A 24,703-nucleotide genomic window follows, 5' to 3' on the forward strand; every position below is an offset into this window, starting at 1 on the left:
TCATCCGCAGGCGGGGCTGTCTGCTGGCCCATCGCCAACGTGCCCGGCCGCGCCTGCCCGCGCGAGGACTGTCCCGGAACAAGCTCCGCGCGGCAGTTTCACCCGCAGCCGGTGATCCGTGAACACTGCGATGTTCAGATGGCTGTGCGCCCATGCGGCGATGTCCGCATGCTCTGCAGCAGGCCTGATTGCCCCCGTTCGCGCGAGGTCATTGTCCCGTTTCGCGCAGGTGACTCGCGCTCGGCGATGCGCGCCAGCTGATCGGTTCGGTTCCGCAGGCGAGCTGTGGTAGCCCGTCCGTCCTGTTGCTGCGGATTCCCCGCGGAGCCGCTGCATGCCCTCGGGCGTCACACCTCCCAGCGTCGATGGTGGGCGCGCCGGCGAGGCGCGCTTGTCCCGCGCCCGGCGTCTGGCAGGCCTTGTCCCAGAGGCACGGGCACGGTTCAAGCTGCTGGGCCGGCGGTTCCACCCTTTCGGGTCCGTGCGCCCTCGCCCCTTGTGGGCGCCTGTCGCCGCACAGGCTCAGCCGCGGTCGTGTGGCGCGTTGAAATCCAGATCCGGGTTGATCGGGATGATCCGGTTCGGATTGATCGTATCGTGGCTGTAATGGTAGTGGCGCACGATGTGATCGAAGCGCACGGTTTCCGCCACGCCCGGGCGTTGATACAGCGCCCGCGTATAGGACCAGAGCGCGGGATAGTCGATGATCCGCCGCCGATTGCACTTGAAGTGCAGGTGATAGACCGGATCAAACCGCACCAGGGTCGTGAAGGTGCGCCAGTCGGCCTCGGTCAGCTGGTCGCCGGCAAGATACCGGTTCCGGCCAAGATGATCCTCAAGCCAGTCAAGCGTATCGAATACGCCATGCACGGCCTCGTCATAGGCGGCCTGACTGGTGGCAAATCCGGCCTTATAGACGCCGTTGTTCAACCCGTCATAGACGCGGGTGTTGATCTCCTCGATCCGGTCGCGCAGGGATTCGGGCCAGTAGTCATCGGTGTTGCCGGTGATGCCGTCGAAGGCGCTGTTCAGCATCCGGATGATTTCGGCGCTTTCGTTCGACACGATGGTTCCGTGCTCCTTGTCCCAGAGGACCGGCACGGTCACTCGCCCCGAAACATCCGGCTTGGCGCGGATGTAGATGTCGCGCAGGAAGGGCAGGCCGTACAGATCATCCCCGGTCGCGCCGGGGAAATCCTGTCCGAAGGTCCAGCCGTCCTTCAGCATGTCAGGATGAACTGCCGACACGCCGATATGCGGGGTCAGCCCCTTCAGCGCCCGGAATATGAGCGTCCGGTGTGCCCAGGGGCAGGCATAGGAGACATAGAGGTGATAGCGCCCCGAGGCGGCCGCGAACCCGCCTTCGCCCGAGGGGCCGGGGCTGCCGTCAGGGGTGATCCAGTTGCGAAACCGCGAGGTGGAGCGGACAAACCTGCCACCGGTGCTTTTCGTATCATACCATTCGGCGTTCCAGACGCCCTCGACCAACTGGCCCATCTTGATCCTCCCGCTGCAATCCATGTTCTGACCGAGGGTAGCCCTTCCACGCCTCGCGTCCATTCCCGGCAACCGCAGAGGTCCGGCGCGCAAATGCACAGAGCGATGATGGAACCCGGGGACGGGCGCGGCGTTTTCCGGTCGGCGGGGCATGCAACGGTGCGAGTTTACTTGATTTTCACACTCTGCGGCCCATCCTGAACAAAGAGGGAATCGGAGCTGCTGCCATGCTGGAATATCTTCCCAAGGAATTGCGTGACGGATTTGCCGTGGCCCAGCGGAGGAGCATGCGTCGGACGCGGCTTTGCGTGCATGTCGGCGGGGCGGTCTACCCGATTCTGCGCTGGTGGGACGGCGGCTTCGCGCTGGACGGGCGGCTAGCGCCCCAGTTGCGGGGGCTGGTCGATATCTATGACGGGCCGCGGCATCTCTGCCAGTGCCTGATCGTTGCCTCGCTGGAAGAGGGTGACGAGGTGATCTGCGAGCTCAAGCGCACCACCCTGGCCAGCGATCGCCCCCCCATCGACTTCATCCGTGAGACCGAGGCACCTTCGGGTCTCTTGCCCCGGTTCTGACTGCCGGATCACCCATGGCGCGCAGAAACACCATGTCATGAAGGCAGGCATGGGCGATGGGTCCTGTGTCGGCCGGTTCAGGGGCGCGAGCTTGCCGTATCGTCGTGCCCGATCGCGGGCCCTGCGCATTCCTCGGGGTTCACGCCGCGCGGAACCTCATCGGCCAGGGTGGCCCTGATCGTCGTGGTGCAGGTGTCACGAGGCAGCGCGCCTTGCGCCATCGCCCGCGGGCGTGAGCAGCCACCGGGATTGCCGCGCCGGACCGGATCCGTCGCCTGACCGCCGGAACCTGTGCCAGACGGCCCATCTGTTGCGGCGGTCAGGGCGGGGGCCTGGCCGCCGTTTGACAAGGCAGAAGGCGGGCCGGGCATGAGCGGCGTTTCAGGCACTGGTGTTCCCGCGTTCTGCAGACGGAACTGAACCGCCCGAAGTCGGCGCGCTTCGGAACTCCGCGCCCGAGGACTTCACGAACCTGGTCTGCAGGATCCAACGACCTGCGGTGTCGCGCGCCTGCCCTGAGGAACTGGGCCGTTCCCGGCGATCGCTCCGGTTCGGGAACTTGCGAAGGAACGTCGTGTCCTACCCAGAGCCGGCCACCACTGCGCCTGCGAGCGACCTGCGACCTTACTGAAGGTCAGCGAAGGCCGCCTGCAGCCGCGCCACGGCCTCGGTCACTCGCGCCCGCTGCGTGGCGAAGTTGAAGCGCAGGAACGCCTCTCCGCCCCTTCCGAAGGTGGCGCCGTGATTGGCGGCAATCTTCGCCTCCTGCTGCACGCGGGCAAGGATTTCGTCGTGGCTCATGCCGGTAGCGCTGAAATCGACCCAAGCCAGATAGGTTGCCTCGAGCGGCATCGAGCGCAGTCCGGGAATGGCAGCAATGCCTGCGTCAAAGATCGCGCGATTGCCCTCAAGATACTCCACAAGCGCATCTACCCAGGCCGCCCCCTCGGGCGAATAGGCCGCTTCGGCCATGAACATCCCGAAGGAATTGGGCGAGATCCCCTGCGCCACCAGTTCCCGCCCGAAGCGCGCCCGGAGGTCCGGATCGGCGATGATGACATTGCCGACATGGGCGCCGGCAATGTTGAAGGTCTTGGTTGTTGCGGTCATCATCACCAGCCGGTCCGCGATCCCCGGATCCGCCAGCGCCATCGGCACATGGGCATGGCCGCCAAACACCAGGTCGTGATGAATTTCGTCCGACACGAGGATCAGATCGTGACGCCGCGCAAATTCCGCCACGGAGGCAAGTTCCTCCCGCGTCCAGACACGGCCGCCGGGATTGTGGGGTGAACAGAGGATGACCATCTTCTCGCGCCCGGTCATCTGCGCGTCGTAGGCCTCGAAATCCATCTGGTAGCGGCCATCGGCCAGGTGCAGCGGGCATTCCACCACGTCGCGCCCGGCGGCGCGGATCACGCGGCCGAAGGCGTGATAGACCGGGGTGAACAGGACCACCCCGTCGCCCGGTGCCGTGAAGGCATCAAGGCAAAGCGCCGTCCCGTTGACCAGCCCATGCGTGGTAAAGATCCATTCCGGCGCGATGGTCCAGCCGTGCCGCCTCTGCATCCACCACTGGATTGCCGCGCGATAGCTGCTGTCATCGCCGTAATAGCCGTAGATCCCGTGATCGATCATCCCCTGAAGGGCGGAGGTCACGCAGGCGGGCGGGCGGAAATCCATATCGGCCACCCACATCGGAATGCCGCTTGCGGCCGGAACGCCATAGGCGGCCTCCATTCCGTCCCATTTGACCGAATGCGTGCCGCGGCGTTCGATGATCTCGTCGAAATTCATGCTGATCCCTCGCTGTTTGCGCCACTTTGCCGGGCGGCGGCCGGAATGTCATCACCCATGCGGGCCCTTGCAACAGCGCCGCCTGCACCGTAAATCCGCTGCATGACGCTGCGACCGATCCTCATTCACCCCGACCCGCGCCTGAAGAAGGTCTGCGACCCCGTGCCGGAAATCACCGACGCGGTACGTGCGCTTGCGGCGGACATGCTGGAAACCATGTATGACGCCCCGGGCGTCGGCCTTGCCGCGCCGCAGATCGGCGTGATGAGCCGGATCCTGGTGATGGATTGCGTCAAGGACCCGGAAGCACCGCCGCGCCCGATGGTGCTTGTGAACCCCGAGGTCACCTGGGCCTCGGAGGCGCGCAACATCCATGAGGAAGGCTGCCTGTCGATCCCGGACCAATATGCCGAGGTCGAGCGCCCGGCCGAGGTGCGAGTGCGCTGGCTTGACCTTGACGGGGCCTGGCAGGAAGAAACCTTCGATGGGCTCTGGGCCACCTGCGTTCAGCACGAGATCGACCATCTGAACGGCAGGCTGTTCATCGATTACCTCAAGCCGCTCAAACGGCAGATGATCACGCGCAAGATGGAAAAGCTGAAGCGCGAACGGGCGCGGGCGTGACCATCCGGCCCTTCGTGCCCTGGCCCGATGTGCGGCTTCGGACGGCCGCCGCGCCGGTTGCAGCGATTACCGATGACATCCGCGCGATCTGGGCCGACATGATCGAGACGATGGACGCCATGCCGGGCTATGGCCTTGCCGGACCCCAGATCGGCGTCATGCAGCAGCTGGCGGTGGTGGATTGTTCCGACGCGCGGGGGCAGGCGGTCGTATTGGCCAACCCCGAGATCCTTCACGCCTCGGTTCAGTTCCGCGAACATGAGGAAGCAAGCCCGAACCTTCCGGGGGTGTCCGCGGTCATATCTCGCCCGCGCGCGGTGACGGTGCGGTTCCTGAATGCCGAGGGCGCAGTCGAAGAGCGGGATTTCGTCGGTCTCTGGGCGACATCCGTGCAGCACCAGATCGACCATCTGCAGGGGCGGATGTATTTCGACCATCTCAAGCCGCTCAGGCGCAAGATGCTGATCGCCAAGGCCGAAAAGCTGCGGAGGCGCGGATGAAGGTCGTGTTCATGGGCACGCCCGAATTCTCGGTTCCGGTGCTGGATGCGCTGCACAGGGCCCATGAGGTGATCGCGGTCTATTGCCAGCCGCCGCGCCCCGCGGGACGGGGGAAGAAACCGCGCCCCAGCGCGGTTCAGGCGCGGGCCGAGGCGCTGGGCTTGCCGGTGCGCCATCCGGTCAGCCTGAAATCGCCCGAGGAGCAGGCCTCGTTCGCGGCGCTTGGGGCTGATGTGGCAGTGGTGGTCGCCTATGGGCTGATCCTGCCGCAGCCGGTTCTGGATGCGCCGCGCCATGGCTGCCTGAACATCCACGCCTCGCTGCTGCCGCGGTGGCGGGGCGCGGCGCCGATCCATCGCGCCATTCTGGCCGGGGATAGCCAGACCGGGATCTGCATCATGCAGATGGAGGCGGGGCTTGATACCGGCCCGGTGCTGCTGCGAGAGGCGACGCCGATCGGACCCACGGAAACCACCGGCGCCCTGCATGACCGGCTGTCGGCCATGGGCGCGCGGCTGGTGCTTGAGGCTTTGGGGCGGATCGATGGGCTGGTGCCGGAACCGCAACCCGAGGATGGCGTGACCTATGCGGCCAAGATCGACAAGGCCGAGGCGCGGATCGACTGGCGCAAGCCGGCGGCGGAGGTTGATCGCTGCATCCGTGGCCTGTCGCCCTTTCCCGGGGCCTGGTGCACGCTGGGCGAGGAGCGGATCAAGCTGCTGGAAAGCCGTGTTGCCGCATCTGCGGGAGGGGAGCCCGGGCAGGTGGTCGAGACGGGGCAGGGGGCGCTGGTGGTTGCCTGCGGCAGCGGTGCCGTCGCAGTGACGGTGGCGCAGCGTGAGGGCAAGCGCCCGATGCCGGTCAGCGAAATACTGCGCGGCCTGTCCATCCCACCTGGTACGCGGCTTGGTCCGCAAGGGCCTTGGCCCATGCCCTAATGGCGCGGGGGGCGGCTGCGATAGACCGGCAGGCTCCAGCCGAAGGCAAGGCTGCCCGCGCGCAGCGCAAAGACCACGCAGGCACAGGCCAGAAGTGCGAACCGTGGCTCATCCGTCAGGGTCAGAACGACAAGCGCGGCGCCGGCCCCGGCGAAGGCACAGGTGACGTAAAGCTCGCCCTGCTTCAGGACAAGCGGCACTTCGTTGCAGACCACGTCGCGCATCAGCCCGCCAAGGCAGCCGGTTACAACCCCCATGATCAGCACGATCGGCCAGGGCTGCCCCATACCGATCGCTACCCCCACCCCGGCCGGAACCGCGACTGCGAGCGCGCAGGCATCCAGCCACAAAAGCGCGCGGTAGCGGCTTTCCAGCAGATGCGCGGTGAAGAAGACCAGCACCGCTGCCGCAGAGGCAAGGGCGATGAAAGTAGGCTCGGTCACCCAGAAGACGGCATCGCGGTTGAGGATGACGTCGCGCACCGTTCCGCCGCCCACGGCCGTCAGGCAGGCGATGAAGATGAAGCCCACGATATCCAGCTGGGCGCGGCTGGCCACAAGGGCGCCGGTGAGGGCAAAGACCAGCACCGCCGCATGATCAAGAAACTGGACCAGCGTCACGGCACGGCCCGCGCCGGCTTGAAGGGTGCCATGCCTGCCCGCGCCAGCGCGTCGGCGCGCTCGTTCTCCGGATGTCCCGCATGTCCCTTGATCCATTCCCAACGGACCTCGTGGCGTTCGCGCGCCGCATCCAGCCGCCGCCAGAGATCATCGTTCTTTACCGGCTTGTTGGTCGAGGTTTTCCAGCCCTTGCGCTTCCAGCCCCACAGCCATTCGGTGATGCCGTTCTTCACATAGGCGCTGTCGGTCACCACGGTGATGGTCGAGGGCCGACTGAGGCTTTCCAGCGCCATGATGGCTGCCATCAGCTCCATCCGGTTGTTGGTGGTCAGGGCCTCGCCGCCGCTGAGTTCACGCTCTTTGAGAACGGTGTCGCCGTCGCGCGCGGTCAGCAGCACGCCCCAGCCGCCGGGGCCGGGGTTACCGCTGCAGGCACCATCGGTGAAGGCAATCAGGTCGGTCATGCGCCGGTCCGCAGCACGCGCGGCACCTTGAATTCGACCCGCTCGACCGCGGTTTCGACAAGTTCCTGCCGCAGGTCGAACCTCTGTGCGAAGGCGTCGATAACTTCGTTGACCAACACTTCGGGGGCGCTTGCACCCGCCGTCAGCCCCACGGCCCGCGCGCCTTCCAGCGCCCGCCAGTCGATATCGGCTGCGCGCTGCACAAGCTGGGCATAGGCGCAGCCGGCGGCGCGGCCAACCTCGACCAGACGACGGGAATTCGATGAATTGGGCGCGCCGATCACCAGAAGCGCGTCGATCCGCGGGGCGATTTCCTTGACCGCCGCCTGCCGATTGGTCGTGGCATAGCAGATATCTTCCTTGTGCGGGCCGACGATCGCGGGGAACCGTGCCTGCAGTGCCGCGACGATTTCCGCAGTGTCATCCACCGAAAGCGTTGTCTGCGTGATGTAGGCAAGGCGCGATGGATCACGGACGGTCAGGGTTTCGACATCCGCCGGCGTTTCGACCAGCAGCACCTCTCCCTCGGGCAACTGGCCCATGGTGCCCAGCGTTTCGGGGTGGCCGGCATGCCCGATCATCACCATCTGCAGCCCGTTCTGGTGGTGGCGCTCGGCCTCGATATGCACCTTGCTGACCAGCGGGCAGGTTGCATCGACATAGACCATGTTGCGCGCCTCGGCGGTGGCGGGAACCGACTTCGGCACGCCATGCGCCGAAAAGATCACCGGACGGTCATCGGGGCAGTCGTCAAGCTCCTCGACGAAGACCGCCCCCTGCGCCCGCAGCCCATCGACCACGTATTTGTTGTGCACGATCTCATGCCGCACGTAGACAGGGGCCCCCCATTTCTGCAGCGCCATCTCGACAATCTTGATGGCGCGATCAACGCCGGCGCAAAAGCCGCGCGGCGCAGCAAGATAGAGGGTGAGGTTGGGTCTGGTCATGGCGGTTCCGGCTGTGGGCTGGGGTCTGAGGTAAGACGAACCGTGCCGCGCGTCCAGAGCAGTCAGGCGCGCGGGGCCGTTCTGGCCCCGCCGCAAGCGGTCAGTGATCGCTTGTCTCCGCGTCGTCGCGTTCTTGACGGGGTTCGCGCGGCGGGCGGCCAATCACATCGCGCAGCTCGTCAAGCTCGATGAAATTGTCCGCCTGGCGGCGCAGTTCGTCCGCGATCATCGGCGGCTGGCTGCGGATGGTCGAGACCACCGACACCCTTACACCCTGACGCTGAAGGCTCTCGACCAGGGGACGGAAATCGCCATCCCCGGAAAACAGGACGATGTGATCGACGCGCGGCGCAAGTTCCATGGCATCGACGGCCAGTTCGATGTCCATGTTGCCCTTCACCTTGCGGCGACCAAGGCTGTCGGTATATTCCTTGGCCGGTTTCGTGACCATCGAGAACCCATTATAGTGGAGCCAGTCGACCAGCGGGCGAATGGGCGAGTACTCGTCGTTCTCAAGCAGCGCCGTGTAGTAAAAGGCGCGCAACAGCTTACCGCGCCGCATGAATTCCTGACGCAGCAGCTTGTAATCAATGTCGAACCCCAGGGCCTTTGCCGCAGCATAAAGATTCGAACCATCGATAAACAGCGCAAGCCGTTCATCCTTGTAAAACATAGGTAACCCTTCCAGAGTGGCAAAGTCTGCCAAACAATGACCGTGAGTGGCGTTTGTCGATGCGGAATTGGCAGGACGTGCGGTACACTAGGCAAAGTTTCGGGTGTCGCAAGATCGAATGACAATATCTAACACGAAAATCGGTATTACAAATCCCACATTCCTGATCGCGATCGGTTCGAACCAGCCGTGGCAGGATCTCGGGGCGGCCGAGCTTGTTCAGGAAGCGATTCGCCGCTTGGGCGATATCGCAACGCGCGTGAGACCAAGTGCGCTTTATGCAACACCCTGCTTTCCCGCCGGCGCGGGGCCGGATTACGTCAATGCCGCCGTCTGGATCGAGGCGCAGATCCGGCCCGAGGACATGTTGCAGCGGCTGCATGCGATCGAGCAGGATCTGGGCCGGATGCGCGCCGGACGCTGGGGAATGCGCACCATTGATCTGGATCTGATCGCCTGCGGGGATCGGGTTCTGCCCGATCGGGATGTATGGGCCCATTGGCGCGGGCTGACGCCCGAAGATCAGCAACGCTGCGCGCCGGACCGGCTGATTCTGCCGCATCCCAGGATGCAGGAGCGCGCCTTCGTGCTGGTTCCGCTGGCCGATGTTGCACCCGGTTGGCGCCATCCGGTCATCGGTGCAACCGTGGCGCAGATGCTTGCGGCCCTCCCTGCGACGGATCGTGCCGAGGTGCGGATGCTCCCGCAGCCGTGAAGCGCCGGATTCTTCGCTTGTCAAGGCAGAAGCGAGTCCCTAAAAGGGCTTTTCCATAACGCCCAGCAACTGGAGTCGCCCATGGCCCGCGTGACGGTCGAAGATTGCGTTGACAAAGTCCCGAACCGGTTCGAACTGGTAATGCTCGCCGCGCACCGCGCCCGGGAGATCGCCGCTGGCAGCCCCATCACGGTTGACCGCGACAACGACAAGAACCCCGTCGTTGCCCTGCGCGAAATTGCCGAGGAAACCCAATCGGCCGAGGCGCTGCGCGAACGTCTTATCGAAAGCAACCAGACCCAGATCGAGGTGGACGAGCCCGAGGACGACCAGATGGCGCTTCTCATGGGATCTGAGCCCGACCGGCCCGCCCAGGACGACATGTCCGAGGAAAAGCTGCTTCGCGCGCTGATGGAAGCACAGGGGCAGGGCTGAGGGCGCGCCTTCGGCGCCCGGACAGGATGCGGCCCAGATGATCGACGTCGAAGACCTGATCGCCCTGGTCCGCAACTACAATCCGCGTACCAATGAAGGCCTGATCCGCCGCGCCTATGCCTATGGCGCGCAGATGCACGAAGGGCAGAAGCGCCACTCGGGCGAGCCCTATTTTACCCATCCCGTTGCCGTTGCCGCCATCCTGACCGAGATGCGGCTGGATGATGCCACGATCGTGACCGCGCTTCTGCACGACACGATCGAAGATACCAAATCGACCTGGGGCGCGATTTCCGAGCTTTTCGGAAGCGAGATCGCCGATCTGGTGGATGGCGTCACCAAACTGACCAATCTGCAGCTTTCCAGTTCCGAGGCCAAGCAGGCCGAGAACATGCGCAAGCTTCTGATCGCCATGTCGCGTGACCTGCGGGTGATCCTGGTCAAGCTGGCGGACCGCCTTCACAGCATGCGCACCATCAAGTCCATGCACCCGGAAAAGCAGGCGCAGAAGGCACGCGAGACGATGGAGATCTTCGCACCCCTTGCCGGCCGGATGGGCATGCAGTGGATGCGTGAGGAGCTTGAAGATCTGTCGTTCCGGGTGCTGAACCCCGAGGCGCGCAACTCGATCATCCGCCGCTTCATCACGCTGCAGCGTGAAACCGGCGATGTGGTGCACAAGATCACCAACGATATCCGCGTTGAACTGGAAAAGGCCGGGATCGAGGCCGACGTCTATGGGCGCGCCAAGAAGCCCTATTCGATCTGGCGCAAGATGAAGGAGAAGGAGCTGGGGTTTTCCCGTCTCTCCGACATCTACGGATTTCGGGTCATCACCCGTGACGTGGCGGATTGCTACCGCGTGCTGGGGCTGATCCATACCCGCTGGCGGGCCGTGCCGGGGCGGTTCAAGGATTACATCAGCCAGCCCAAGTCGAACGGCTACCGATCCATTCACACGACCGTCTCGGGGCGCGACGGCAAGCGGGTCGAGGTGCAGATCCGCACACGGCAGATGCATGAGGTGGCCGAGGCCGGCGTTGCGGCACATTGGGCCTATCGCGACGGGGAGCGCACCGCCAACCCCTTTGCCGTCGATCCCGCCAAATGGATCTCCACCCTGACCGAACGGTTCGACCAGGCCGAGGATCACGACGAGTTTCTCGAGCATGTGAAGCTCGAAATGTATTCCGATCAGGTCTTCTGCTTCACCCCCAAGGGCGATGTGATCCAGCTTCCCCGCGGGGCGACGCCGCTCGATTTCGCCTATGCGATCCACACGCGCATCGGCAATTCCTGCGTCTCGGCCAAGGTGGACGGGCTGCGCGTGCCGCTCTGGACGCGGCTCAAGAACGGGCAGTCGGTCGAGATCATCACCGCCGAGGGGCAGCGCCCGCAGGCAAGCTGGATCGACATCGTGGTTACCGGCCGTGCCAAGGCCGCGATCCGCCGTTCCCTGCGCGAAGAGGACAACCAGCGCTTCATCCGGTTGGGGCAGGAACTGGCGCGGGTTGCCTTTGAGCATGTGGGCAAGAAGGTGAGCGACAAGGCCCTGCGCACCGCCGCCAGGATGCTTGGCCTCGCGGACGAGGTCGAACTGCTCGCGCGGCTGGGCAGTGCCGAAATCACCGCCCGCCGCGTGATCGAGACACTTTACCCCGAGCTGGCGGCCAGCCGCCCCGACGAGGTGGACGCCAAGCGCCCGGTGGTGGGACTCTCGCCCGAACAATCCTTCCGCCGTGCCAGTTGCTGTCAGCCCGTGCCGGGCGAACGGATCGTCGGCATCACCTATCGGGGGCAGGGCGTCGTGGTCCATGCCATCGATTGCGCAGCCCTCGAGGAATTCGAGGAGCAGCCCGAACGCTGGGTCGATCTGCACTGGCAGGGGGGGCGACATCCCGTCGCACATACGGTGACGCTGGATGTGACGATCAGCAACGACACGGGCGTGCTGGGTCGGGTATGCACCTTGATAGGCGAGCAGAAGGCCAATATCTCGGATCTGCATTTTGTTGATCGCAAGCCCGACTACTACCGGCTGCTGATCGAGGTGGATGTGCGGGATGTCGAACATCTGCACGCGGTCATGACGGCGTTGGAGGCCGAAAGCGATGTGGCGCAACTGTCGCGCCACCGGGATCTGAGCAGAAAGCCCTGACCGGGCCGGAAAGGGGACAGCTTGGTTTTCAGACGGCGCACCAAACGCTCCTGGGGACGGGCCGTGACCGAGTTCTTCTACCCGCGCGGTGGCTGGCGCCGGGCGCTCAGCTACATGCGCCACCGGCTCGGACGTCTGCCCGATGCGCCGCACCGGATCGCGCGGGGCATCTTTGCCGGTGTGCTGGTGTCGTTTTCGCCGCTGTTCGGGTTTCACTTCATTCTGGCGGCACTGGTGGCCTGGGCCCTGCGCGGGAACATCATCGCGGCGCTGATGGCAACGTTCTTCGGCAATCCGCTGACCTTCCCGATCATCATGACCGTTTCGATCGAGCTCGGGAACTGGATGCTGGGGAATTCGGGCATGATGCCGCTGCCGCAGGTGGTGGCGGCCTTTGCCCGCGCCTCGGTCGAATTCTGGCACAATGTGCAGGCCACCGTGACCGACGATGTCGCAAACTGGGACAATCTTTCGCGCTTCTTCTGGCGCGTGTTCCTGCCCTATCTGATCGGCGGTATCCTTCCCGGGATCATTTCCGGCCTTGCCTGCTATTACCTGAGCCTGCCGGTCATCGGCGCCTATCAGAAACGCCGGAAGAAAAAGCTGCGCGAACGGATCGACAAGCTGCGCGAAGCGATTGCAGCGCAGGATCCACAGCTTGCCGATCCCGCCCATGTGGAGCAGGTTGAGCACGAGACGCCGCCCAAATCGGAGTGAGGCAATGACCCAGCAGACGCCCGCCGCCCCCCTGAGGCTGGGGGTTAACATCGACCACGTGGCCACGGTGCGCAACGCGCGGGGCGGCACCTGGCCCGATCCTGTCCGCGCCGCCCGACTGGCGGCGGAAGCGGGCGCCGATGGCATCACCGCCCATCTGCGCGAGGACCGGCGCCACATCACCGACCGCGACATCGCGGCGCTGATGGAGGCGCTGAGCCTGCCGCTGAATTTCGAGATGGCGGCCACCGAGGAAATGCAGGCGATCGCCCTGCGCCACCGACCGCATGCTGTCTGCCTCGTGCCCGAGCGGCGTGAAGAGCGGACGACAGAGGGCGGGCTTGAAGTGGCGCGCGACGAGGCGCGCCTTGCGCAGTTCATCGCCCCCTTGCGCGATGCCGGGTGCCGCGTGTCGATCTTCATCGGGGCGGACCCGAACCAGATCGACGCCGCGGCGCGGATCGGTGCGGCTGTGGTCGAACTGCATACCGGCGCCTATTGCGATCTGCATGCCGAAGGCCAGTTCGTGGCGCGGGACGCCGAATTCGCGCGGCTGCGCGACATGGCCGCCCATGCGCACGCGCTGGGGCTCGAGGTTCATGCCGGCCACGGGCTGAGCTACGACACGGTGGGCCCGATCGCCGCGCTGCCAGATGTGGTTGAACTCAACATCGGGCATTTCCTTATTGGCGAGGCGATCTTTTCCGGCCTCGCTCCGGCCATCGCCGAGATGCGCCGGCGCATGGATGCGGCGCGGGCGTCATGATCCTTAGCATCGGTTCCGATCTGGCCAATATCGACCGGATCCGCGCGACGCTGGAGCGGTTCGGCGACCGGTTCCGCGCGCGTGTCTTTACCGAGATCGAGTTGCGCAAGGCCGCGCGCCGCGCCGACGAGGCCGGCACCCTTGCAAAACGCTGGGCGGCCAAGGAGGCCTGTTCCAAGGCGCTGGGAACCGGGCTTGCCATGGGGATTTCCTGGAAGGACATGGGCGTCAGCAATCTTCGCAGCGGGCAACCGGTCATGCATCTGACGGGCTGGGCTGCGGACCGGCTGGCTGCAATGACCCCGCCGGGCCATGAGGCAATCGTTCACGTGACATTGACCGATGATCACCCCTGGGCGCAGGCCTTCGTGGTGATCGAGGCCCGGCCTTCAGCTTGACTCCCCGCGCCCCGCGCCGCATGAAGCCCCCATCACAACAGGCAGGACGTTCCATGGCAAGCAAGGCAGGCAGCGACAATGGCATTGTCGAGACCATAAAGACGGTCGTGTATGCGCTGCTGATCGCAGGCGTTTTCCGCACCCTGTTCTTCCAGCCGTTCTGGATCCCGTCGGGGTCGATGAAGGACACGCTGCTGATCGGCGATTTCCTGTTCGTCAACAAGATGGCCTATGGCTATTCCCGCTATTCCTGTCCCTTTGCCATCTGCCCGATCACCGGCCGCATCCTGGGTTCGGAGCCCGAGCGTGGGGATGTGGTGGTATTCCGCCATCCGGTGTCGGGGGCAGATTACATCAAGCGTCTGGTGGCGTTGCCCGGCGATACCGTGCAGATGCGCGACGGCGTGATGATCCTGAACGGCGAGCCGGTGCCGCAAGAACCTGCCGGCCAGTTCGAAGAAGTCTTCGAGCGCCAGGGCCCGCTGGGCACCCATCCGCGCTGTGAGAACAGCCCCGTCGGTGAAGGCGGCATCTGCGTCAAGTCGCGGTTCCGTGAAACCCTTCCGGGCGGGCGCAGCCACAATATCCTCAATATCGACGAACGTGGCGCGGCCGACAACACGCCGCTGTTCACCGTGCCCGAGGGGCATTTCTTCTTTGTCGGCGACAATCGCGACAACAGCCAGGACAGCCGCGTGGCCCAGGCCGTCGGCGGCGTGGGCTTCGTGCCCTTCGAAAACCTGATCGGCCGCGCGGACCGGATCGTCTTTTCCTCGGCCGGCCGCTCGATGCTGTATTTCTGGACCTGGCGCTCCGACCGGTTCTTCAAGGCGGTCGAGTGAAACTGGCGGCCGATCTTCGTGCGTTCCAGGACCGTATCGGCCATCATTTTGCCGATGCCGGGCTTCTGGTTCAGGCGGTGACGCATGCCTCGCTGTCGTCGCCGACCCGGCCCGACAACCAGCGGCTGGAGTTTCTGGGCGACCGGGTGCTGGGCCTTGTTCTGGCCGAGGCCCTGTTGGCGGCAGATACTCGCGCAACCGAGGGGCAGCTTGCCCCGCGCTTCAATGCGTTGGTGCGCAAGGAAACCTGCGCGGCCGTGGCGCGCGAGGTGGGTCTGGGCGAGGTGCTCAAGCTGGGCCGGTCCGAAATGATGTCGGGCGGGCGGCGCAAGGAAGCATTGCTGGGCGATGCGATGGAGGCGGTGATCGCCGCCGTCTATGTCGATGCGGGTTTCGAGGCGGCGCGTGCCCTGGTGCTGCGGATCTGGGGTGACCGGGTCGGCCAGGTCGAGGCGGATGCCCGCGACGCCAAGACTGCGCTGCAGGAGTGGGCGCAGGGTCGGGGCCTGCCGCCGCCGGTTTACGTTGAAATTGCGCGCTCGGGGCCCGATCATGCGCCTGTGTTCACGGTCGAGGCGCGGCTTGCCTCTGGCGAGATGGAACAGGCGAGTGCGGGGGCCAAGCGTCAGGCCGAACAGGCCGCCGCAAAGGCGCTTCTGGCGCGGATGGAGAACAAGGATGACTGAGACCACCCGGGCCGGCTTTGTCGCCCTGATCGGAGAGCCCAACGCGGGCAAGTCCACGCTGCTCAACCGGATGGTCGGGGCAAAGGTCTCGATCGTCACGCACAAGGTGCAGACCACGCGCGCCCGGATCCGGGGCGTTGCCATGGAGGGCCAGACGCAGATCGTCTTTGTCGATACGCCCGGCCTTTTCCGTCCGCGCCGCCGGCTGGACCGGGCGATGGTCGCTGCCGCCTGGGGTGGGGCTGCCGACGCCGATATCGTCGTTCTGATGGTCGAGGCGCATCGCGGCCTGACCGAGGGCACCCAGGCGATCATCGACGCGCTGCGCGAACGCGTGGGCGAACGTCCGGTGGCGCTGGCGATCAACAAGATCGACCGGGTGCAGGCCGAGGTGCTGCTGGGTCTTGCCCAGAAGCTCAACGAGGCCTTCCCTTTCGAAAAGACCTTCATGATTTCGGCGGAACGCGGCCATGGGGTTTCTGATCTGCGGGAATGGCTGGCTGCGGCCCTGCCCGAGGGTCCCTGGCTTTATCCCGAGGACCAGATCGCCGATCTGCCCATGCGCATGATCGCCGCCGAGATCACCCGCGAAAAGCTGACCTTGCGCCTGCACGAGGAGCTGCCCTATCAGCTGACCGTCGAGACCGAAAAATGGGAAGATCGCCCCGATGGCTCGACCCGGATCGACCAGCTGATCTACGTGATGCGTGACGGCCACAAGGGCATCGTGCTGGGCAATCGCGGCGAAACGATCAAGGCCATCAGCCAGGCCGCGCGCGCCGAGATGGCCGAGTTTTTGGGCCGCCCGGTGCATCTGTTCCTGCAGGTCAAGGTGCGCCCGAACTGGTTGGAGGAATCCGAGCGGTATTCGGAAATGGGGCTGGATTTCAAGGACGGGAACTGAGTGGCGCGTCTGACGGCCGGGTTCTGGGTGCAGGCCTATCTTGCCCGGCTGCGGCTGGCGACTATCCCGGCATATGTCACGGCGCGGGGCGATGAAACTGCAGGTGCGGTTCTGGTGAAGGTGGCCACGCTGGACGGGCAGGCCCGGGCCTGGCAGCGCAGCTTTGATCCGATGACGGGGGCGCGGTGCTGGATGGTATTTGCCGAAGGCGCCGAGGAGGCCGTTGATGCGGCCCTGGCCCGCCAGCGTCAGCGCGACCCTGATCTCTGGCTGCTGGAGCTTGAGGATCGTGCCGGGCGCACGCTGCTGGACGAACCCGGCCTCGGCGACTGAGGCAGGATTCGTGACAGGCCGATCAGCCCCAGCCCCATCCCGACGAATGTGCCGGCCAGAAGGGCGGCGGGCAGTGTCACAGTCCAGCCAAGCGCGGCGGGATCCAGAAACGGATAGGGGGCGAACCCGGTCAGCAGGGCACGCAGGAACATGTAGATCGCGTAGGCGAGCGGCCAGACAAGCCATGCGCCAAGATCGCGCAGCCCCAGCCCGTCTTTCGGAGCGAACAGCATCCACCAGCCAAGCGCGAAGGCCGGCGTCAGGCTGTGCAGGATCAGATCGGCAAGCCACTGCAGCCCCTCCGGATCCCAGAGCGATCGCAGTGCAAAGTGATAGACGGTGCTGACCACCAGCATCGACAGGGTGACCCCACCCGCCTGCCGCGCCGAAACCGGGGCGCCGAATGCGGCCCGCAGCATCAGGATGGCGAGGGCAAGATTGGCGAGAACCGTATAGAAGCCAAGCAGCCACCAGAGCCGCCCCAACAAGCCGGCCGGATGCCCGGCTGCCTCCAGCGCCAGAAGCAGCAGCCCAAAGCCGCAGCCGCCAACCCCGGCCAAAAGGGCGGCGCAGGCCCGCGCGGGGGCGGGCAGGGGCTGGCGGTCGGCAGATGTCATGGGGCCTCGCTTGAACGCCGCCAGAATGGACAAGGGCGCGGCGGGTCTCAACCGACAAGTTGCGCAAGGGTTAAGGGCCAGAGGCGGCGTCATGTTCCGAAGCGGCGCGCGCAGAGCCGCATGACGATCACTCGCGCCCGCCCGACCCGGATCCGGCGCGCTTGACCTTGGTATCGGGCAGACTTGCCGTTTCAGGATTGGCGCGCATAGTGGGCCGATGGAATGGCAGGATCAGGGCGTGCTGCTGGCCATGCGCAAGCATGGTGAAACGGCAGCAATCATCGAGATGTTCACGCCCAGCCACGGGCGCCACGCCGGCGTCGTGCGCGGCGGGGGCGGGCGGCGTCTTGCTCCGATCCTTCAACCAGGTGCGCAGCTTTCCGTGACGTGGCGCGCCCGGCTCGAGGATCATCTTGGCGCCTTTACCGTTGAACCCGTGCGTGCGCGCGCTCCGATGATCCTGGGTGATCGAACGGCCCTTGCGGGGCTGTCCGCGATCTGCGCGCTGCTTTCCTTTGCCTTGCCAGAGCGCGAGGCGCATCCGACACTTTATTCCGGCACCGAAGCGCTGCTGGACCTGATTTCTCAGGGTGCGCCGTGGCCCGTCGCCTATCTGCGCTGGGAACTGGGCCTGCTGGAGGAGCTGGGCTACGGGCTGGACCTGACACGGTGTGCAGTGACAGGCGGCCATGACGATCTGGCCTATGTTTCGCCGCGCACCGGCAGGGCGGTGAGCCGGAACGGCGCGGGGGAATGGGCGCCGCGCCTCTTGCCGCTGCCGGCCTGCCTGATGGGGCAGGGACCGGCCGAGGGTGCGGAACTTGCCGCCGGCCTCGCGCTTACCGGGCATTTTCTCGAACATCGCCTGGCGCCGGCTCTGGGCGATCGGCCGCTGCCCGCGGCACGGCACCGTCTTGCGGATCTGCTGTCGCGGCCGATGATGCGCGGCGAATGACAGGCGGTTCGTCATGCAAGCCGTCGTGCCACGGCGGTCGCTGTGGCGTGTCCAGGCTGCAGGGCACCGCGGCAAGCGCAGCTCACGCGTCCTGATCGGCGGGCGCGCTGACACCCCGCCGCCGCCTGGTGTTCGACACCGAGGCTGGGGCAGGACGGCCGGCGGGAAACGGCCGCCTCGGCGCCAGGCGGCGGTATCTTCCGGCCAGCGGCCGAACGGGCGCCTGTCCGAACTGCGGCGGAGACGGCACCACTTAGCACTGGCGGCATGGTGCGCGGCCTCCCGGGTGCCGCAGAAATTCGCCCTGTCGCCTCTCGAGCGAGTCGCTATAAGCAGCGGCAAACAGGAGATGAGGCATGGATTTCTTCATGGGCGGGCTGGAGCCCTGGGCCTTCTGGCTCGCAGTTGCTGTGACCCTGTTCGGGGGATTCGTGAAGGGAGCGGTCGGGTTCGCGATGCCGATGATCATGATCTCGGGCTTCGGATCCTTCATGCCGGCCGAACTGGCGCTGGCGGCACTGATCCTGCCCACGCTCGTCACCAACATCAGCCAGGCGTTCCGGCAGGGTCCGGCAGCGGCCTGGCACTCCGTGGTCGCCTATCGACGCATGATCGCAATGATCGCGCTGTTCATCATCGTCAGCGCGCAATTCGTGCTGATGATTCCCGCCGCGGCGATGTACATGATTCTCGGTGTGCCGATCGTGCTGTTCGCGGTGACACAGCTCATGGGGCGGAACCTGCGTTTCCGGGTCGAGCATCGGGCAAGGGCCGAGTACATGACCGGGATCATCGGCGGGCTTTATGGCGGGATCTCGGGTGTCTGGGGGCCGCCGGTTCTGGTCTACCTGATTTCAATCGGCGCGGAGAAGGCCGAGACGGTGCGTGTCCAGGGGGTCATCTTCCTGATCGGAGCTGTGGTGCTTCTGCTCGCGCATCTGCAATCGGGGGTGATGAACGCGGTGACCGTGCCGTTTTCCGCCCTGCTGGTCGTTCCGGGCATGCTGGGGCTCTGGCTGGGCTACGGCGTCCAGGACCGGCTTGACGCGCTGCGCTTCCGTCGCTGGACACTTGTGGTCCTGGCCCTCACGGGGCTGAATCTGATCCGCCGCGCGCTGGAGATCTGAGCCGCCGCGCCCGTGCCGTGCTTGTGGCCCTGGCCGCGTGGGCAGTGACCGCGGTGCGGCGGGTACGGCGGCGTCCCTGACTCAGACGCTGCGCTGCGCGATTCCTCCCGGCGCACCTCATCGATGGCGGGGCTGCAGGAAAGAGTTCTGGGCGCGGGCCCCGTTGTGCCCTTGTGCGTCACAGCCAGGCAAGGAAGGCGCTGGAAACGGCGCGTCAGACGGTGCCGGTTACTGTGCCGCCGGTGTCGTGACCGATCTCGCGCAGCTTGCTGTCATTACTCGGGCGAACGGCGCAGTGTGACAGGGGGCGCGGCTGCGGCCTGGAGGCTGGTCCGGTCTGTTGCAGCCTGTAGCGGGAAGACACTCTGCCCGCGCCGCTTGCCCCGGCCTTTGGCCGGGGCGAATGATGTCAGCCGATGGCGGCTGCCTTCACGTCTTCGTCGATATAGGGGACGTATTGCGCGAAGTTGTCGGCAAACATCGCCACCAGCTTCGCCGCCTGTGCATCATAGGCTGCGGGATCCGACCATGTTCCGCGCGGATCAAGAAGACCATCCTCGACCCCAGGCACCGAGACCGGAACCTCGAAGCCGAAGTTCGGATCCTTGCGGAATGGCACTGTGTTGAGCGAGCCGTCCAGTGCCGCCGTCAGCAGCGCGCGTGTGGCGCGGATCGGCATCCGGCTGCCGGTGCCATAGGCGCCCCCGGTCCAGCCGGTGTTGACCAGCCAGCAGGTTGCACCATGGGCCGCGATCTTTTCCTGCAGCAACTTGCCGTAAGCCTCGGGGCGGCGCGGCATGAAGGGGGCGCCAAAGCAGGTCGAGAAGGTAGGCTCGGGCTCGGTCACGCCACGTTCGGTGCCGGCAACCTTCGAGGTGAAGCCCGACAGGAAGTGATACATGGCCTGCGCGGGGGTCAGCCGCGCGATGGGCGGCAGAACCCCGAAGGCGTCGCAGGTCAGCATGATGATGTTCTTCGGGTGTCCGCCCAGCGCCGTGGCGCTGGCATTCGAGATATATTCGAGCGGATAGGCGCAACGGGTATTCGCCGTCAGGCTGTCGTCGTTGAAATCCAGTTCCTTTGTCTCGGGATCGAAAACCATGTTCTCGACCACCGTCGCGAATTTCTCGGTGGTGGCAAAGATTTCCGGTTCGGCTTCTGCGCTGAGGTTGATGGTCTTGGCATAGCAGCCGCCTTCGAAGTTGAAGGTGCCGCGATCCGACCAGCCGTGTTCGTCGTCGCCAATCAGCACCCGGGACGGATCGGCGGAAAGCGTTGTCTTGCCGGTGCCCGAAAGGCCAAAGAACACCGCCGTGTCATCGGGGCTGTCCGGGGCGTGGTTGGCCGAGCAGTGCATCGGCATGATGCCCTGTTCCGGAAGCAGGTAGTTGAGCAAGGTGAACACCGACTTCTTGTTCTCGCCGGCATAGGCCGTCCCGCCGATCAGGATCATCTTCCGGTCGAAGTTCAGGGCAATCACCGTGCCGCTGCGGCAGCCGTGCCGTGTCGGATCGGCCGTGAAGCTGGGGCAGTTGATGATCGTCCAGTCGGGGGCGAAGCCGTCAAGCTCATCCCGCGCCGGGCGCCGCAGCAGGTGGCGGATGAACAGCCCGTGCCAGGCGAGTTCGGTGATGACGCGCACATCAAGGCGGTAGGCGGGATCTGCGCCCCCGAACAGATCCTGCACGAAGTAATCGCGGCCCTTCATATGGGCCAGCATGTCGGCATGAAGCACATCAAATGCCTCGGGCGTCATGGGGGCATTGTTTTCCCACCAGATCGAATGCTCCACCGAGGGCGTCCGCACAACGAACTTGTCCTTGGGCGAGCGGCCGGTATGGGTGCCGGTCGTCACCAGAAGTGCGCCGCCCTTGCCCAAGGTGCCTTCGCCACGTTTGAGCGCTTCTTCGACAAGCGCGGGCTCGATGAGGTTGTAATAGACATTGCCCAGACCAGAGATGCCCTGATCTTCAAGGCGGTGGGCTGGGTTTACGCGTCCATTGGTCATCTGCAAGCTCCCGGTTCCGCCTGTCGAGGCGGCTTTGACAGATCAGAGTTCGGCGCTCCGGGCCGAAGGAGCACCGGTCGGCAGCCGTGAAGGGTGCCGACCCATGGCCTATAACATGTCGTTTCCGCGAAGGAACAGGACGCTTTGGCTGCGTTAGCGCAACCATTTTCAGGTTAGCGCAACCATGTGCAGAAGCCCGCGCATATTAACTAAAGCTTACCACAGTTCGGCTGTGCTGAAGAGGCGCAACGCGGCTGATTCGCCTCACGAAGTTGCGCATCGATCGGCCGGGGCTTGCCTTGTGTCCGGGGATCGGGACGATTGGGAACGACAGGAAACCGGATCAGGGCGATGTCGAACGAAGCAAGCAGGCGGAACCCGGGGGCCCCAGGAGTGGCTTCTGCCGGGCAAGAGGACGGTGTGAAGCCCGGCGCGACCGCGATCCTGCACGCGAGCACCGTCGCATGGGGCGGGCGCGGGCTTCTCATCCTCGGCGCTTCGGGTGCCGGCAAGTCGTCGCTTGCCCTTCAGTTGATGGCTTTCGGGGCGGGGCTTGTGGCGGATGACCGCACCGTCGTTGTGCGCCGGGAAGGCAGGCTGCTGGCCTCGGTGCCGCCGCCTCTCGCGGGTTTGATCGAAGCGCGGGGGCTTGGACTTCTGTCCGCGGTGCCGCAGGGGCCGGTTCCGCTTGTCCTTGCGGTCGATCTGGATCACGCTGAGGATCAGCGCCTGCCGCCCGCGCGGGAGCATCAGGTGCTTGGCTGCAGGATCCCGCTCGTCCGGCGTGTCGATCACGCGGCCTTTCCAGCGGCCGTGCTGCAGTATCTGAAAGAGGGGCGGAGCGCCTGAGATGACCGAACTGATCCCGTCACAACCAAGCGCGCAGCGCCTGGTGCTGGTCACCGGGCCTTCCGGTGCCGGCCGCTCCACCGCGATCAACGCGTTGGAGGATCTGGGATATGAGGCGATCGACAACCTGCCCCTGTCGCTGGTGCCCCGGCTGCTGGACGGGCCGCCGATTGCGCGGCCACTGGCCTTGGGGGTCGATGTGCGCAACCGGGATTTCAGCGCAACCGGAATGATCGAGCTGATCGACCGGTTGACGCGGGGGCCCGAAACCCAGCCCGAAGTGCTTTATCTCGATTGCAGCCCCGATACGCTCATCCGGCGCTATTCGGAAACGCGCCGCCGTCATCCTTTGTCACCGGCCGAACAGCCGGCGCTTGGCATCGCGCGCGAGATCGATCTTCTGGCCCCGGTCCGGACCAGGGCCGACGTGCTGATCGACACCTCGGAGATGTCGCCGCATGATCTGCGGGCCGAGATTGCACGATGGTTCGACAATGGCACGATGGCGCGGCTCGCGGTTTCGGTGCATTCCTTTTCCTACAAGCGCGGCGTGCCGCGCGGCGTGGACATGGTATTCGACTGCCGCTTCCTGCGGAATCCCTACTGGGACGAGACGCTGCGGCCGCTGAACGGGCAGGATGCCGAGGTTGCGGCCTATGTCGCGCAGGATCCGCGCTTTGCACCGTTCTTTGACCAGGTGCGGGATCTGATCGGCCTTGTCCTGCCTGCGCAACTGGAAGAAGGTCGAACCCATGTCGCAATCGCCTTCGGGTGTACCGGCGGCCAGCATCGCAGCGTCGCAATGGCCGAAAAACTTGCCGCAACCCTTGCAGAGGGCGGTTGGCAGGTGTCTAAACGTCACAGGGAATTGGAACGGCGGGGCGGAATTGTCCCCGGAACTGTGGCAGGTGAAAGGGCGTGATCGGCATCGTGATCGTCGCACATGGTGGTTTGGCGAGAGAGTATCTTGCCGCCGTCGAGCATGTGGTCGGCAGGCAGAAGGGCGTGGTCGCCATCGCGATTGAGGACGACCACGACCGCGCCGCCAAACAGGCCGAGATCTGCCGTGCGGCCGAGGCGGTTGATGAAGGTGATGGTGTCATCGTGGTGACCGACATGTTCGGCGGCTCTCCGTCAAACCTGTCGCTGATGGCCTGCATGCGCCCGAAGCGGCGGATCCTCTACGGGGCGAACCTGCCCATGCTGATCAAACTGGCCAAATCGCGCCGGCAGCCGGTGGCCACTGCGGTGGAAGCCGCGCTCGAGGCGGGGCGCAAGTATATAAACAGCATGGACATCGGCGGAGGGCAGGGCGGATGAGCATCACGCGCGAATTGCGGATCATCAACGAAAAGGGGCTGCATGCCCGCGCCAGCGCCCGGTTTGTCGAGGTGGTCGAGGCGCATGATGCAAGCGTCGAGGTTCGCCGCGACGGCATGAGCGTGTCGGGCGATTCGATCATGGGCCTGTTGATGCTGGGCGCGGCACGCGGCACCTCGATCGAGATCGAGACTGCCGGGCCGCAGGCCGAACAGCTGGCCACCGAGCTCGAGGCGCTGGTGGCCAATCGTTTCGGCGAGGATTTCTGACGCTCAGCGCGTCGGAACCGGAACCTCGCCGCGATAGTCGTAGAACCCGCGCCCGGTCTTGCGGCCCAGCCAGCCGGCTTCGACATATTTGGTCAGCAGCGGGCAGGGACGATACTTGGTGTCGGCAAGTCCGTCATGCAGCACGTTCATGATGGCAAGGCAGGTATCGAGGCCGATGAAATCCGCCAACTCAAGCGGGCCCATCGGATGATTTGCGCCAAGTTTCAAGGATTCGTCGATCGAGCGAACCGAGCCCACGCCTTCGTAAAGCGTATAGACCGCCTCGTTGATCATCGGCATCAGGATGCGGTTGACGATGAAGGCCGGGAAATCCTCGGCGCTTGCGGCCGTCTTTCCCAGCTTCTGCACCACGGCGTGCAGGGTGGTGTAGGTTTCCTCGTCGGTGGCAATGCCGCGGATCAGTTCCACCAGCTGCATCACCGGCACCGGGTTCATGAAGTGAAAGCCCATGAACTTTTCGGGGCGATCGGTGCGGCTGGCCAGTCGGGTGATCGAGATCGAGGAGGTGTTCGAGGTCAGGATCGTTTCGGGCTTCAGATGCGGCAGAAGATCCTCGAAGATCGCGGCCTTGACGCTTTCGCGTTCGGTCGCGGCCTCGATGATGAGGTCGCACTGGCCAAGCTCGGCAAGCGTGAGGGTCGTGCGGATCCGGCCGCGCGCGGCGGCGTGATCTTCGGCGGTGATCTTGCCGCGGCTGACCTGACGTTCCAGATTGCGATCGATCAGCGACAGGGCCGCATCCAGCGCCGCCTGCGAAATGTCCGTCAAAAGCACCTCGTACCCGGCCATGGCAAAGACATGGGCAATTCCATTGCCCATCTGACCGGCGCCAACGATACCTACCGAACGGATGTCCATCTGCGATCCCTCTTGCCTGTTCTGTCAGTTCCGAAGCCGGCGCGCCCGGCGGCCGGTGGTGAGGGCGGCCCGCCGGGACGGCGGACCCCC

29 protein-coding genes are annotated in these 24,703 nt (G+C 65.3%); 20 read left to right on the forward strand and 9 right to left on the reverse strand.

The window, feature by feature from the left end; all coding sequences use genetic code 11:
* Window positions 1-522: 522 nt before the first annotated feature.
* Window positions 523-1,497 carry a glutathione S-transferase family protein gene (locus ACFQXB_RS02665; protein ID WP_377398675.1) on the reverse strand — a complete coding sequence of 325 codons (975 nt, stop codon included), beginning with the start codon at window positions 1,495-1,497 and terminating at the stop codon, window positions 523-525.
* Between the two features lie 227 nt (window positions 1,498-1,724).
* Between ACFQXB_RS02665 and ACFQXB_RS02670 the strand changes: the two genes are divergently transcribed.
* Window positions 1,725-2,072, forward strand: coding sequence for a hypothetical protein (locus ACFQXB_RS02670; protein ID WP_377398678.1), 348 nt, complete (start codon window positions 1,725-1,727; stop codon window positions 2,070-2,072).
* A gap of 624 nt (window positions 2,073-2,696) precedes the next feature.
* On the opposite strand, the gene ACFQXB_RS02675 is transcribed toward ACFQXB_RS02670, so the two are convergent.
* A complete protein-coding gene (locus ACFQXB_RS02675; RefSeq protein WP_377398681.1) occupies window positions 2,697-3,869 on the reverse strand; it encodes a MalY/PatB family protein in 1,173 nt (390 codons plus the stop codon).
* Window positions 3,870-3,971: 102 nt separating this feature from the next.
* Here ACFQXB_RS02675 and def (ACFQXB_RS02680) point away from each other — a divergent pair, with 102 nt between their 5' ends.
* From def (ACFQXB_RS02680) to fmt, 3 genes are read left to right on the forward strand one after another with little or no spacing between them, the layout of a single operon-like run.
* On the forward strand, window positions 3,972-4,493 hold the full coding sequence (gene def, locus ACFQXB_RS02680) for a peptide deformylase (protein WP_377398684.1): 522 nt from the start codon (window positions 3,972-3,974) through the stop codon (window positions 4,491-4,493).
* The gene (gene def, locus ACFQXB_RS02685) at window positions 4,490-4,993 is read left to right on the forward strand and encodes a peptide deformylase (RefSeq protein WP_377398687.1); all 504 of its coding nucleotides are present in this window, start codon (window positions 4,490-4,492) and stop codon (window positions 4,991-4,993) included. Before def (ACFQXB_RS02680) ends, def (ACFQXB_RS02685) begins: the two co-directional genes overlap by 4 nt.
* Window positions 4,990-5,931, forward strand: coding sequence for a methionyl-tRNA formyltransferase (gene fmt / locus ACFQXB_RS02690; RefSeq protein ID WP_377398690.1), 942 nt, complete (start codon window positions 4,990-4,992; stop codon window positions 5,929-5,931). The genes def (ACFQXB_RS02685) and fmt overlap by 4 nt, the downstream gene beginning before the upstream one ends.
* Here fmt and ACFQXB_RS02695 read toward each other — a convergent pair.
* From ACFQXB_RS02695 to ACFQXB_RS02710, 4 genes are all read right to left on the reverse strand, one after another.
* Complete coding sequence (locus tag ACFQXB_RS02695) at window positions 5,928-6,551, reverse strand: trimeric intracellular cation channel family protein (RefSeq protein WP_377398693.1); 624 nt, start codon at window positions 6,549-6,551, stop codon at window positions 5,928-5,930. The two genes, fmt and ACFQXB_RS02695, sit on opposite strands and share 4 nt — an antisense overlap.
* Window positions 6,548-7,015: a ribonuclease HI gene (gene rnhA / locus ACFQXB_RS02700; protein WP_377398696.1), complete on the reverse strand. Its 468-nt coding sequence runs from the start codon at window positions 7,013-7,015 to the stop codon at window positions 6,548-6,550. Before rnhA ends, ACFQXB_RS02695 begins: the two co-directional genes overlap by 4 nt.
* The gene (ispH, locus tag ACFQXB_RS02705; RefSeq protein ID WP_377398699.1) at window positions 7,012-7,962 is read right to left on the reverse strand and encodes a 4-hydroxy-3-methylbut-2-enyl diphosphate reductase; all 951 of its coding nucleotides are present in this window, start codon (window positions 7,960-7,962) and stop codon (window positions 7,012-7,014) included. Before ispH ends, rnhA begins: the two co-directional genes overlap by 4 nt.
* A gap of 100 nt (window positions 7,963-8,062) precedes the next feature.
* On the reverse strand, window positions 8,063-8,635 hold the full coding sequence (locus ACFQXB_RS02710) for a LabA-like NYN domain-containing protein (protein ID WP_377398702.1): 573 nt from the start codon (window positions 8,633-8,635) through the stop codon (window positions 8,063-8,065).
* A 118-nt stretch (window positions 8,636-8,753) separates the two neighbouring features.
* Here ACFQXB_RS02710 and folK point away from each other — a divergent pair, with 118 nt between their 5' ends.
* The 10 genes from folK to ACFQXB_RS02760 all read left to right on the forward strand — a co-directional run bounded on the left by folK (window position 8,754) and on the right by ACFQXB_RS02760 (window position 16,589).
* Window positions 8,754-9,350, forward strand: coding sequence for a 2-amino-4-hydroxy-6-hydroxymethyldihydropteridine diphosphokinase (folK, locus tag ACFQXB_RS02715; RefSeq protein WP_377398705.1), 597 nt, complete (start codon window positions 8,754-8,756; stop codon window positions 9,348-9,350).
* 81 nt (window positions 9,351-9,431) lie between these two features.
* On the forward strand, window positions 9,432-9,785 hold the full coding sequence (rpoZ, locus tag ACFQXB_RS02720; RefSeq protein WP_377398708.1) for a DNA-directed RNA polymerase subunit omega: 354 nt from the start codon (window positions 9,432-9,434) through the stop codon (window positions 9,783-9,785).
* A gap of 37 nt (window positions 9,786-9,822) precedes the next feature.
* On the forward strand, window positions 9,823-11,943 hold the full coding sequence (locus ACFQXB_RS02725) for a RelA/SpoT family protein (protein ID WP_377398711.1): 2,121 nt from the start codon (window positions 9,823-9,825) through the stop codon (window positions 11,941-11,943).
* Window positions 11,944-12,006: 63 nt separating this feature from the next.
* On the forward strand, window positions 12,007-12,660 hold the full coding sequence (locus ACFQXB_RS02730) for a DUF2062 domain-containing protein (RefSeq protein WP_377398714.1): 654 nt from the start codon (window positions 12,007-12,009) through the stop codon (window positions 12,658-12,660).
* A gap of 4 nt (window positions 12,661-12,664) precedes the next feature.
* On the forward strand, window positions 12,665-13,426 hold the full coding sequence (locus ACFQXB_RS02735) for a pyridoxine 5'-phosphate synthase (RefSeq protein ID WP_377398717.1): 762 nt from the start codon (window positions 12,665-12,667) through the stop codon (window positions 13,424-13,426).
* On the forward strand, window positions 13,423-13,824 hold the full coding sequence (gene acpS, locus ACFQXB_RS02740) for a holo-ACP synthase (protein WP_377398720.1): 402 nt from the start codon (window positions 13,423-13,425) through the stop codon (window positions 13,822-13,824). Before ACFQXB_RS02735 ends, acpS begins: the two co-directional genes overlap by 4 nt.
* Window positions 13,825-13,877: 53 nt before the next feature.
* Window positions 13,878-14,666 (forward strand): signal peptidase I, encoded by a 789-nt coding sequence (gene lepB / locus ACFQXB_RS02745; RefSeq protein ID WP_377398723.1) that lies wholly within the window; start codon window positions 13,878-13,880, stop codon window positions 14,664-14,666.
* Window positions 14,663-15,352: a ribonuclease III gene (gene rnc / locus ACFQXB_RS02750; RefSeq protein WP_377398726.1), complete on the forward strand. Its 690-nt coding sequence runs from the start codon at window positions 14,663-14,665 to the stop codon at window positions 15,350-15,352. Before lepB ends, rnc begins: the two co-directional genes overlap by 4 nt.
* Window positions 15,345-16,256 (forward strand): GTPase Era, encoded by a 912-nt coding sequence (era, locus tag ACFQXB_RS02755; RefSeq protein WP_377398729.1) that lies wholly within the window; start codon window positions 15,345-15,347, stop codon window positions 16,254-16,256. The genes rnc and era overlap by 8 nt, the downstream gene beginning before the upstream one ends.
* Window positions 16,257-16,589, forward strand: a complete 333-nt coding sequence (locus tag ACFQXB_RS02760) for a DUF1491 family protein (RefSeq protein WP_377398732.1) — start codon at window positions 16,257-16,259, stop codon at window positions 16,587-16,589.
* On the opposite strand, the gene ACFQXB_RS02765 is transcribed toward ACFQXB_RS02760, so the two are convergent.
* Window positions 16,505-17,206 (reverse strand): Pr6Pr family membrane protein, encoded by a 702-nt coding sequence (locus tag ACFQXB_RS02765; RefSeq protein WP_377398735.1) that lies wholly within the window; start codon window positions 17,204-17,206, stop codon window positions 16,505-16,507. The two genes, ACFQXB_RS02760 and ACFQXB_RS02765, sit on opposite strands and share 85 nt — an antisense overlap.
* Window positions 17,207-17,423: 217 nt before the next feature.
* Between ACFQXB_RS02765 and recO the strand changes: the two genes are divergently transcribed.
* Together recO and ACFQXB_RS02775 are read left to right on the forward strand one after the other, a co-directional pair.
* The gene (gene recO / locus ACFQXB_RS02770; protein ID WP_377398738.1) at window positions 17,424-18,161 is read left to right on the forward strand and encodes a DNA repair protein RecO; all 738 of its coding nucleotides are present in this window, start codon (window positions 17,424-17,426) and stop codon (window positions 18,159-18,161) included.
* A gap of 356 nt (window positions 18,162-18,517) precedes the next feature.
* Entirely contained in the window at window positions 18,518-19,288 is a 771-nt protein-coding gene (locus tag ACFQXB_RS02775) for a sulfite exporter TauE/SafE family protein (RefSeq protein WP_377398741.1), read from the forward strand.
* A 409-nt stretch (window positions 19,289-19,697) separates the two neighbouring features.
* Here ACFQXB_RS02775 and ACFQXB_RS02780 read toward each other — a convergent pair whose 3' ends face one another.
* A complete protein-coding gene (locus tag ACFQXB_RS02780; RefSeq protein ID WP_377398744.1) occupies window positions 19,698-21,296 on the reverse strand; it encodes a phosphoenolpyruvate carboxykinase in 1,599 nt (532 codons plus the stop codon).
* A gap of 420 nt (window positions 21,297-21,716) precedes the next feature.
* Here ACFQXB_RS02780 and ACFQXB_RS02785 point away from each other — a divergent pair, with 420 nt between their 5' ends.
* The 4 genes from ACFQXB_RS02785 to ACFQXB_RS02800 are packed head-to-tail and all read left to right on the forward strand — an operon-like array spanning window position 21,717 to window position 23,734.
* Window positions 21,717-22,145: an HPr kinase/phosphorylase gene (locus ACFQXB_RS02785; protein WP_377398747.1), complete on the forward strand. Its 429-nt coding sequence runs from the start codon at window positions 21,717-21,719 to the stop codon at window positions 22,143-22,145.
* Window position 22,146: 1 nt separating this feature from the next.
* Window positions 22,147-23,067, forward strand: coding sequence for an RNase adapter RapZ (gene rapZ, locus ACFQXB_RS02790; protein WP_377398750.1), 921 nt, complete (start codon window positions 22,147-22,149; stop codon window positions 23,065-23,067).
* Window positions 23,064-23,465, forward strand: a complete 402-nt coding sequence (locus tag ACFQXB_RS02795) for a PTS sugar transporter subunit IIA (protein WP_377398753.1) — start codon at window positions 23,064-23,066, stop codon at window positions 23,463-23,465. Before rapZ ends, ACFQXB_RS02795 begins: the two co-directional genes overlap by 4 nt.
* Window positions 23,462-23,734 carry an HPr family phosphocarrier protein gene (locus ACFQXB_RS02800; RefSeq protein WP_377398756.1) on the forward strand — a complete coding sequence of 91 codons (273 nt, stop codon included), beginning with the start codon at window positions 23,462-23,464 and terminating at the stop codon, window positions 23,732-23,734. Before ACFQXB_RS02795 ends, ACFQXB_RS02800 begins: the two co-directional genes overlap by 4 nt.
* A 3-nt stretch (window positions 23,735-23,737) precedes the next feature.
* On the opposite strand, the gene ACFQXB_RS02805 is transcribed toward ACFQXB_RS02800, so the two are convergent.
* Entirely contained in the window at window positions 23,738-24,613 is an 876-nt protein-coding gene (locus ACFQXB_RS02805) for a 3-hydroxybutyryl-CoA dehydrogenase (RefSeq protein WP_377398759.1), read from the reverse strand.
* Window positions 24,614-24,703: the final 90 nt, after the last annotated feature.

It is taken from the genome of Halodurantibacterium daqingense, assembly GCF_042666235.1.
Lineage (GTDB): Bacteria > Pseudomonadota > Alphaproteobacteria > Rhodobacterales > Rhodobacteraceae > Halodurantibacterium > Halodurantibacterium daqingensis.

Excerpts from the sequence above, each read along its gene's own strand:
- ACFQXB_RS02665 (WP_377398675.1), bottom strand. The coding sequence starts at position 1,497 with ATGGGCCAGTTGGTCGAGGGCGTCTGGAACGCCGAATGGTATGATACG.
- ACFQXB_RS02670 (WP_377398678.1), top strand. The coding sequence starts at position 1,725 with ATGCTGGAATATCTTCCCAAGGAATTGCGTGACGGATTTGCCGTGGCC.
- ACFQXB_RS02675 (WP_377398681.1), bottom strand. The coding sequence starts at position 3,869 with ATGAATTTCGACGAGATCATCGAACGCCGCGGCACGCATTCGGTCAAA.
- def (WP_377398684.1), top strand. The coding sequence starts at position 3,972 with ATGACGCTGCGACCGATCCTCATTCACCCCGACCCGCGCCTGAAGAAG.
- fmt (WP_377398690.1), top strand. The coding sequence starts at position 4,990 with ATGAAGGTCGTGTTCATGGGCACGCCCGAATTCTCGGTTCCGGTGCTG.
- rnhA (WP_377398696.1), bottom strand. The coding sequence starts at position 7,015 with ATGACCGACCTGATTGCCTTCACCGATGGTGCCTGCAGCGGTAACCCC.
- ispH (WP_377398699.1), bottom strand. The coding sequence starts at position 7,962 with ATGACCAGACCCAACCTCACCCTCTATCTTGCTGCGCCGCGCGGCTTT.
- ACFQXB_RS02710 (WP_377398702.1), bottom strand. The coding sequence starts at position 8,635 with ATGTTTTACAAGGATGAACGGCTTGCGCTGTTTATCGATGGTTCGAAT.
- folK (WP_377398705.1), top strand. The coding sequence starts at position 8,754 with ATGACAATATCTAACACGAAAATCGGTATTACAAATCCCACATTCCTG.
- rpoZ (WP_377398708.1), top strand. The coding sequence starts at position 9,432 with ATGGCCCGCGTGACGGTCGAAGATTGCGTTGACAAAGTCCCGAACCGG.
- ACFQXB_RS02725 (WP_377398711.1), top strand. The coding sequence starts at position 9,823 with ATGATCGACGTCGAAGACCTGATCGCCCTGGTCCGCAACTACAATCCG.
- ACFQXB_RS02735 (WP_377398717.1), top strand. The coding sequence starts at position 12,665 with ATGACCCAGCAGACGCCCGCCGCCCCCCTGAGGCTGGGGGTTAACATC.
- acpS (WP_377398720.1), top strand. The coding sequence starts at position 13,423 with ATGATCCTTAGCATCGGTTCCGATCTGGCCAATATCGACCGGATCCGC.
- lepB (WP_377398723.1), top strand. The coding sequence starts at position 13,878 with ATGGCAAGCAAGGCAGGCAGCGACAATGGCATTGTCGAGACCATAAAG.
- era (WP_377398729.1), top strand. The coding sequence starts at position 15,345 with ATGACTGAGACCACCCGGGCCGGCTTTGTCGCCCTGATCGGAGAGCCC.
- ACFQXB_RS02765 (WP_377398735.1), bottom strand. The coding sequence starts at position 17,206 with ATGACATCTGCCGACCGCCAGCCCCTGCCCGCCCCCGCGCGGGCCTGC.
- recO (WP_377398738.1), top strand. The coding sequence starts at position 17,424 with ATGGAATGGCAGGATCAGGGCGTGCTGCTGGCCATGCGCAAGCATGGT.
- ACFQXB_RS02775 (WP_377398741.1), top strand. The coding sequence starts at position 18,518 with ATGGATTTCTTCATGGGCGGGCTGGAGCCCTGGGCCTTCTGGCTCGCA.
- ACFQXB_RS02780 (WP_377398744.1), bottom strand. The coding sequence starts at position 21,296 with ATGACCAATGGACGCGTAAACCCAGCCCACCGCCTTGAAGATCAGGGC.
- rapZ (WP_377398750.1), top strand. The coding sequence starts at position 22,147 with ATGACCGAACTGATCCCGTCACAACCAAGCGCGCAGCGCCTGGTGCTG.
- ACFQXB_RS02800 (WP_377398756.1), top strand. The coding sequence starts at position 23,462 with ATGAGCATCACGCGCGAATTGCGGATCATCAACGAAAAGGGGCTGCAT.
- ACFQXB_RS02805 (WP_377398759.1), bottom strand. The coding sequence starts at position 24,613 with ATGGACATCCGTTCGGTAGGTATCGTTGGCGCCGGTCAGATGGGCAAT.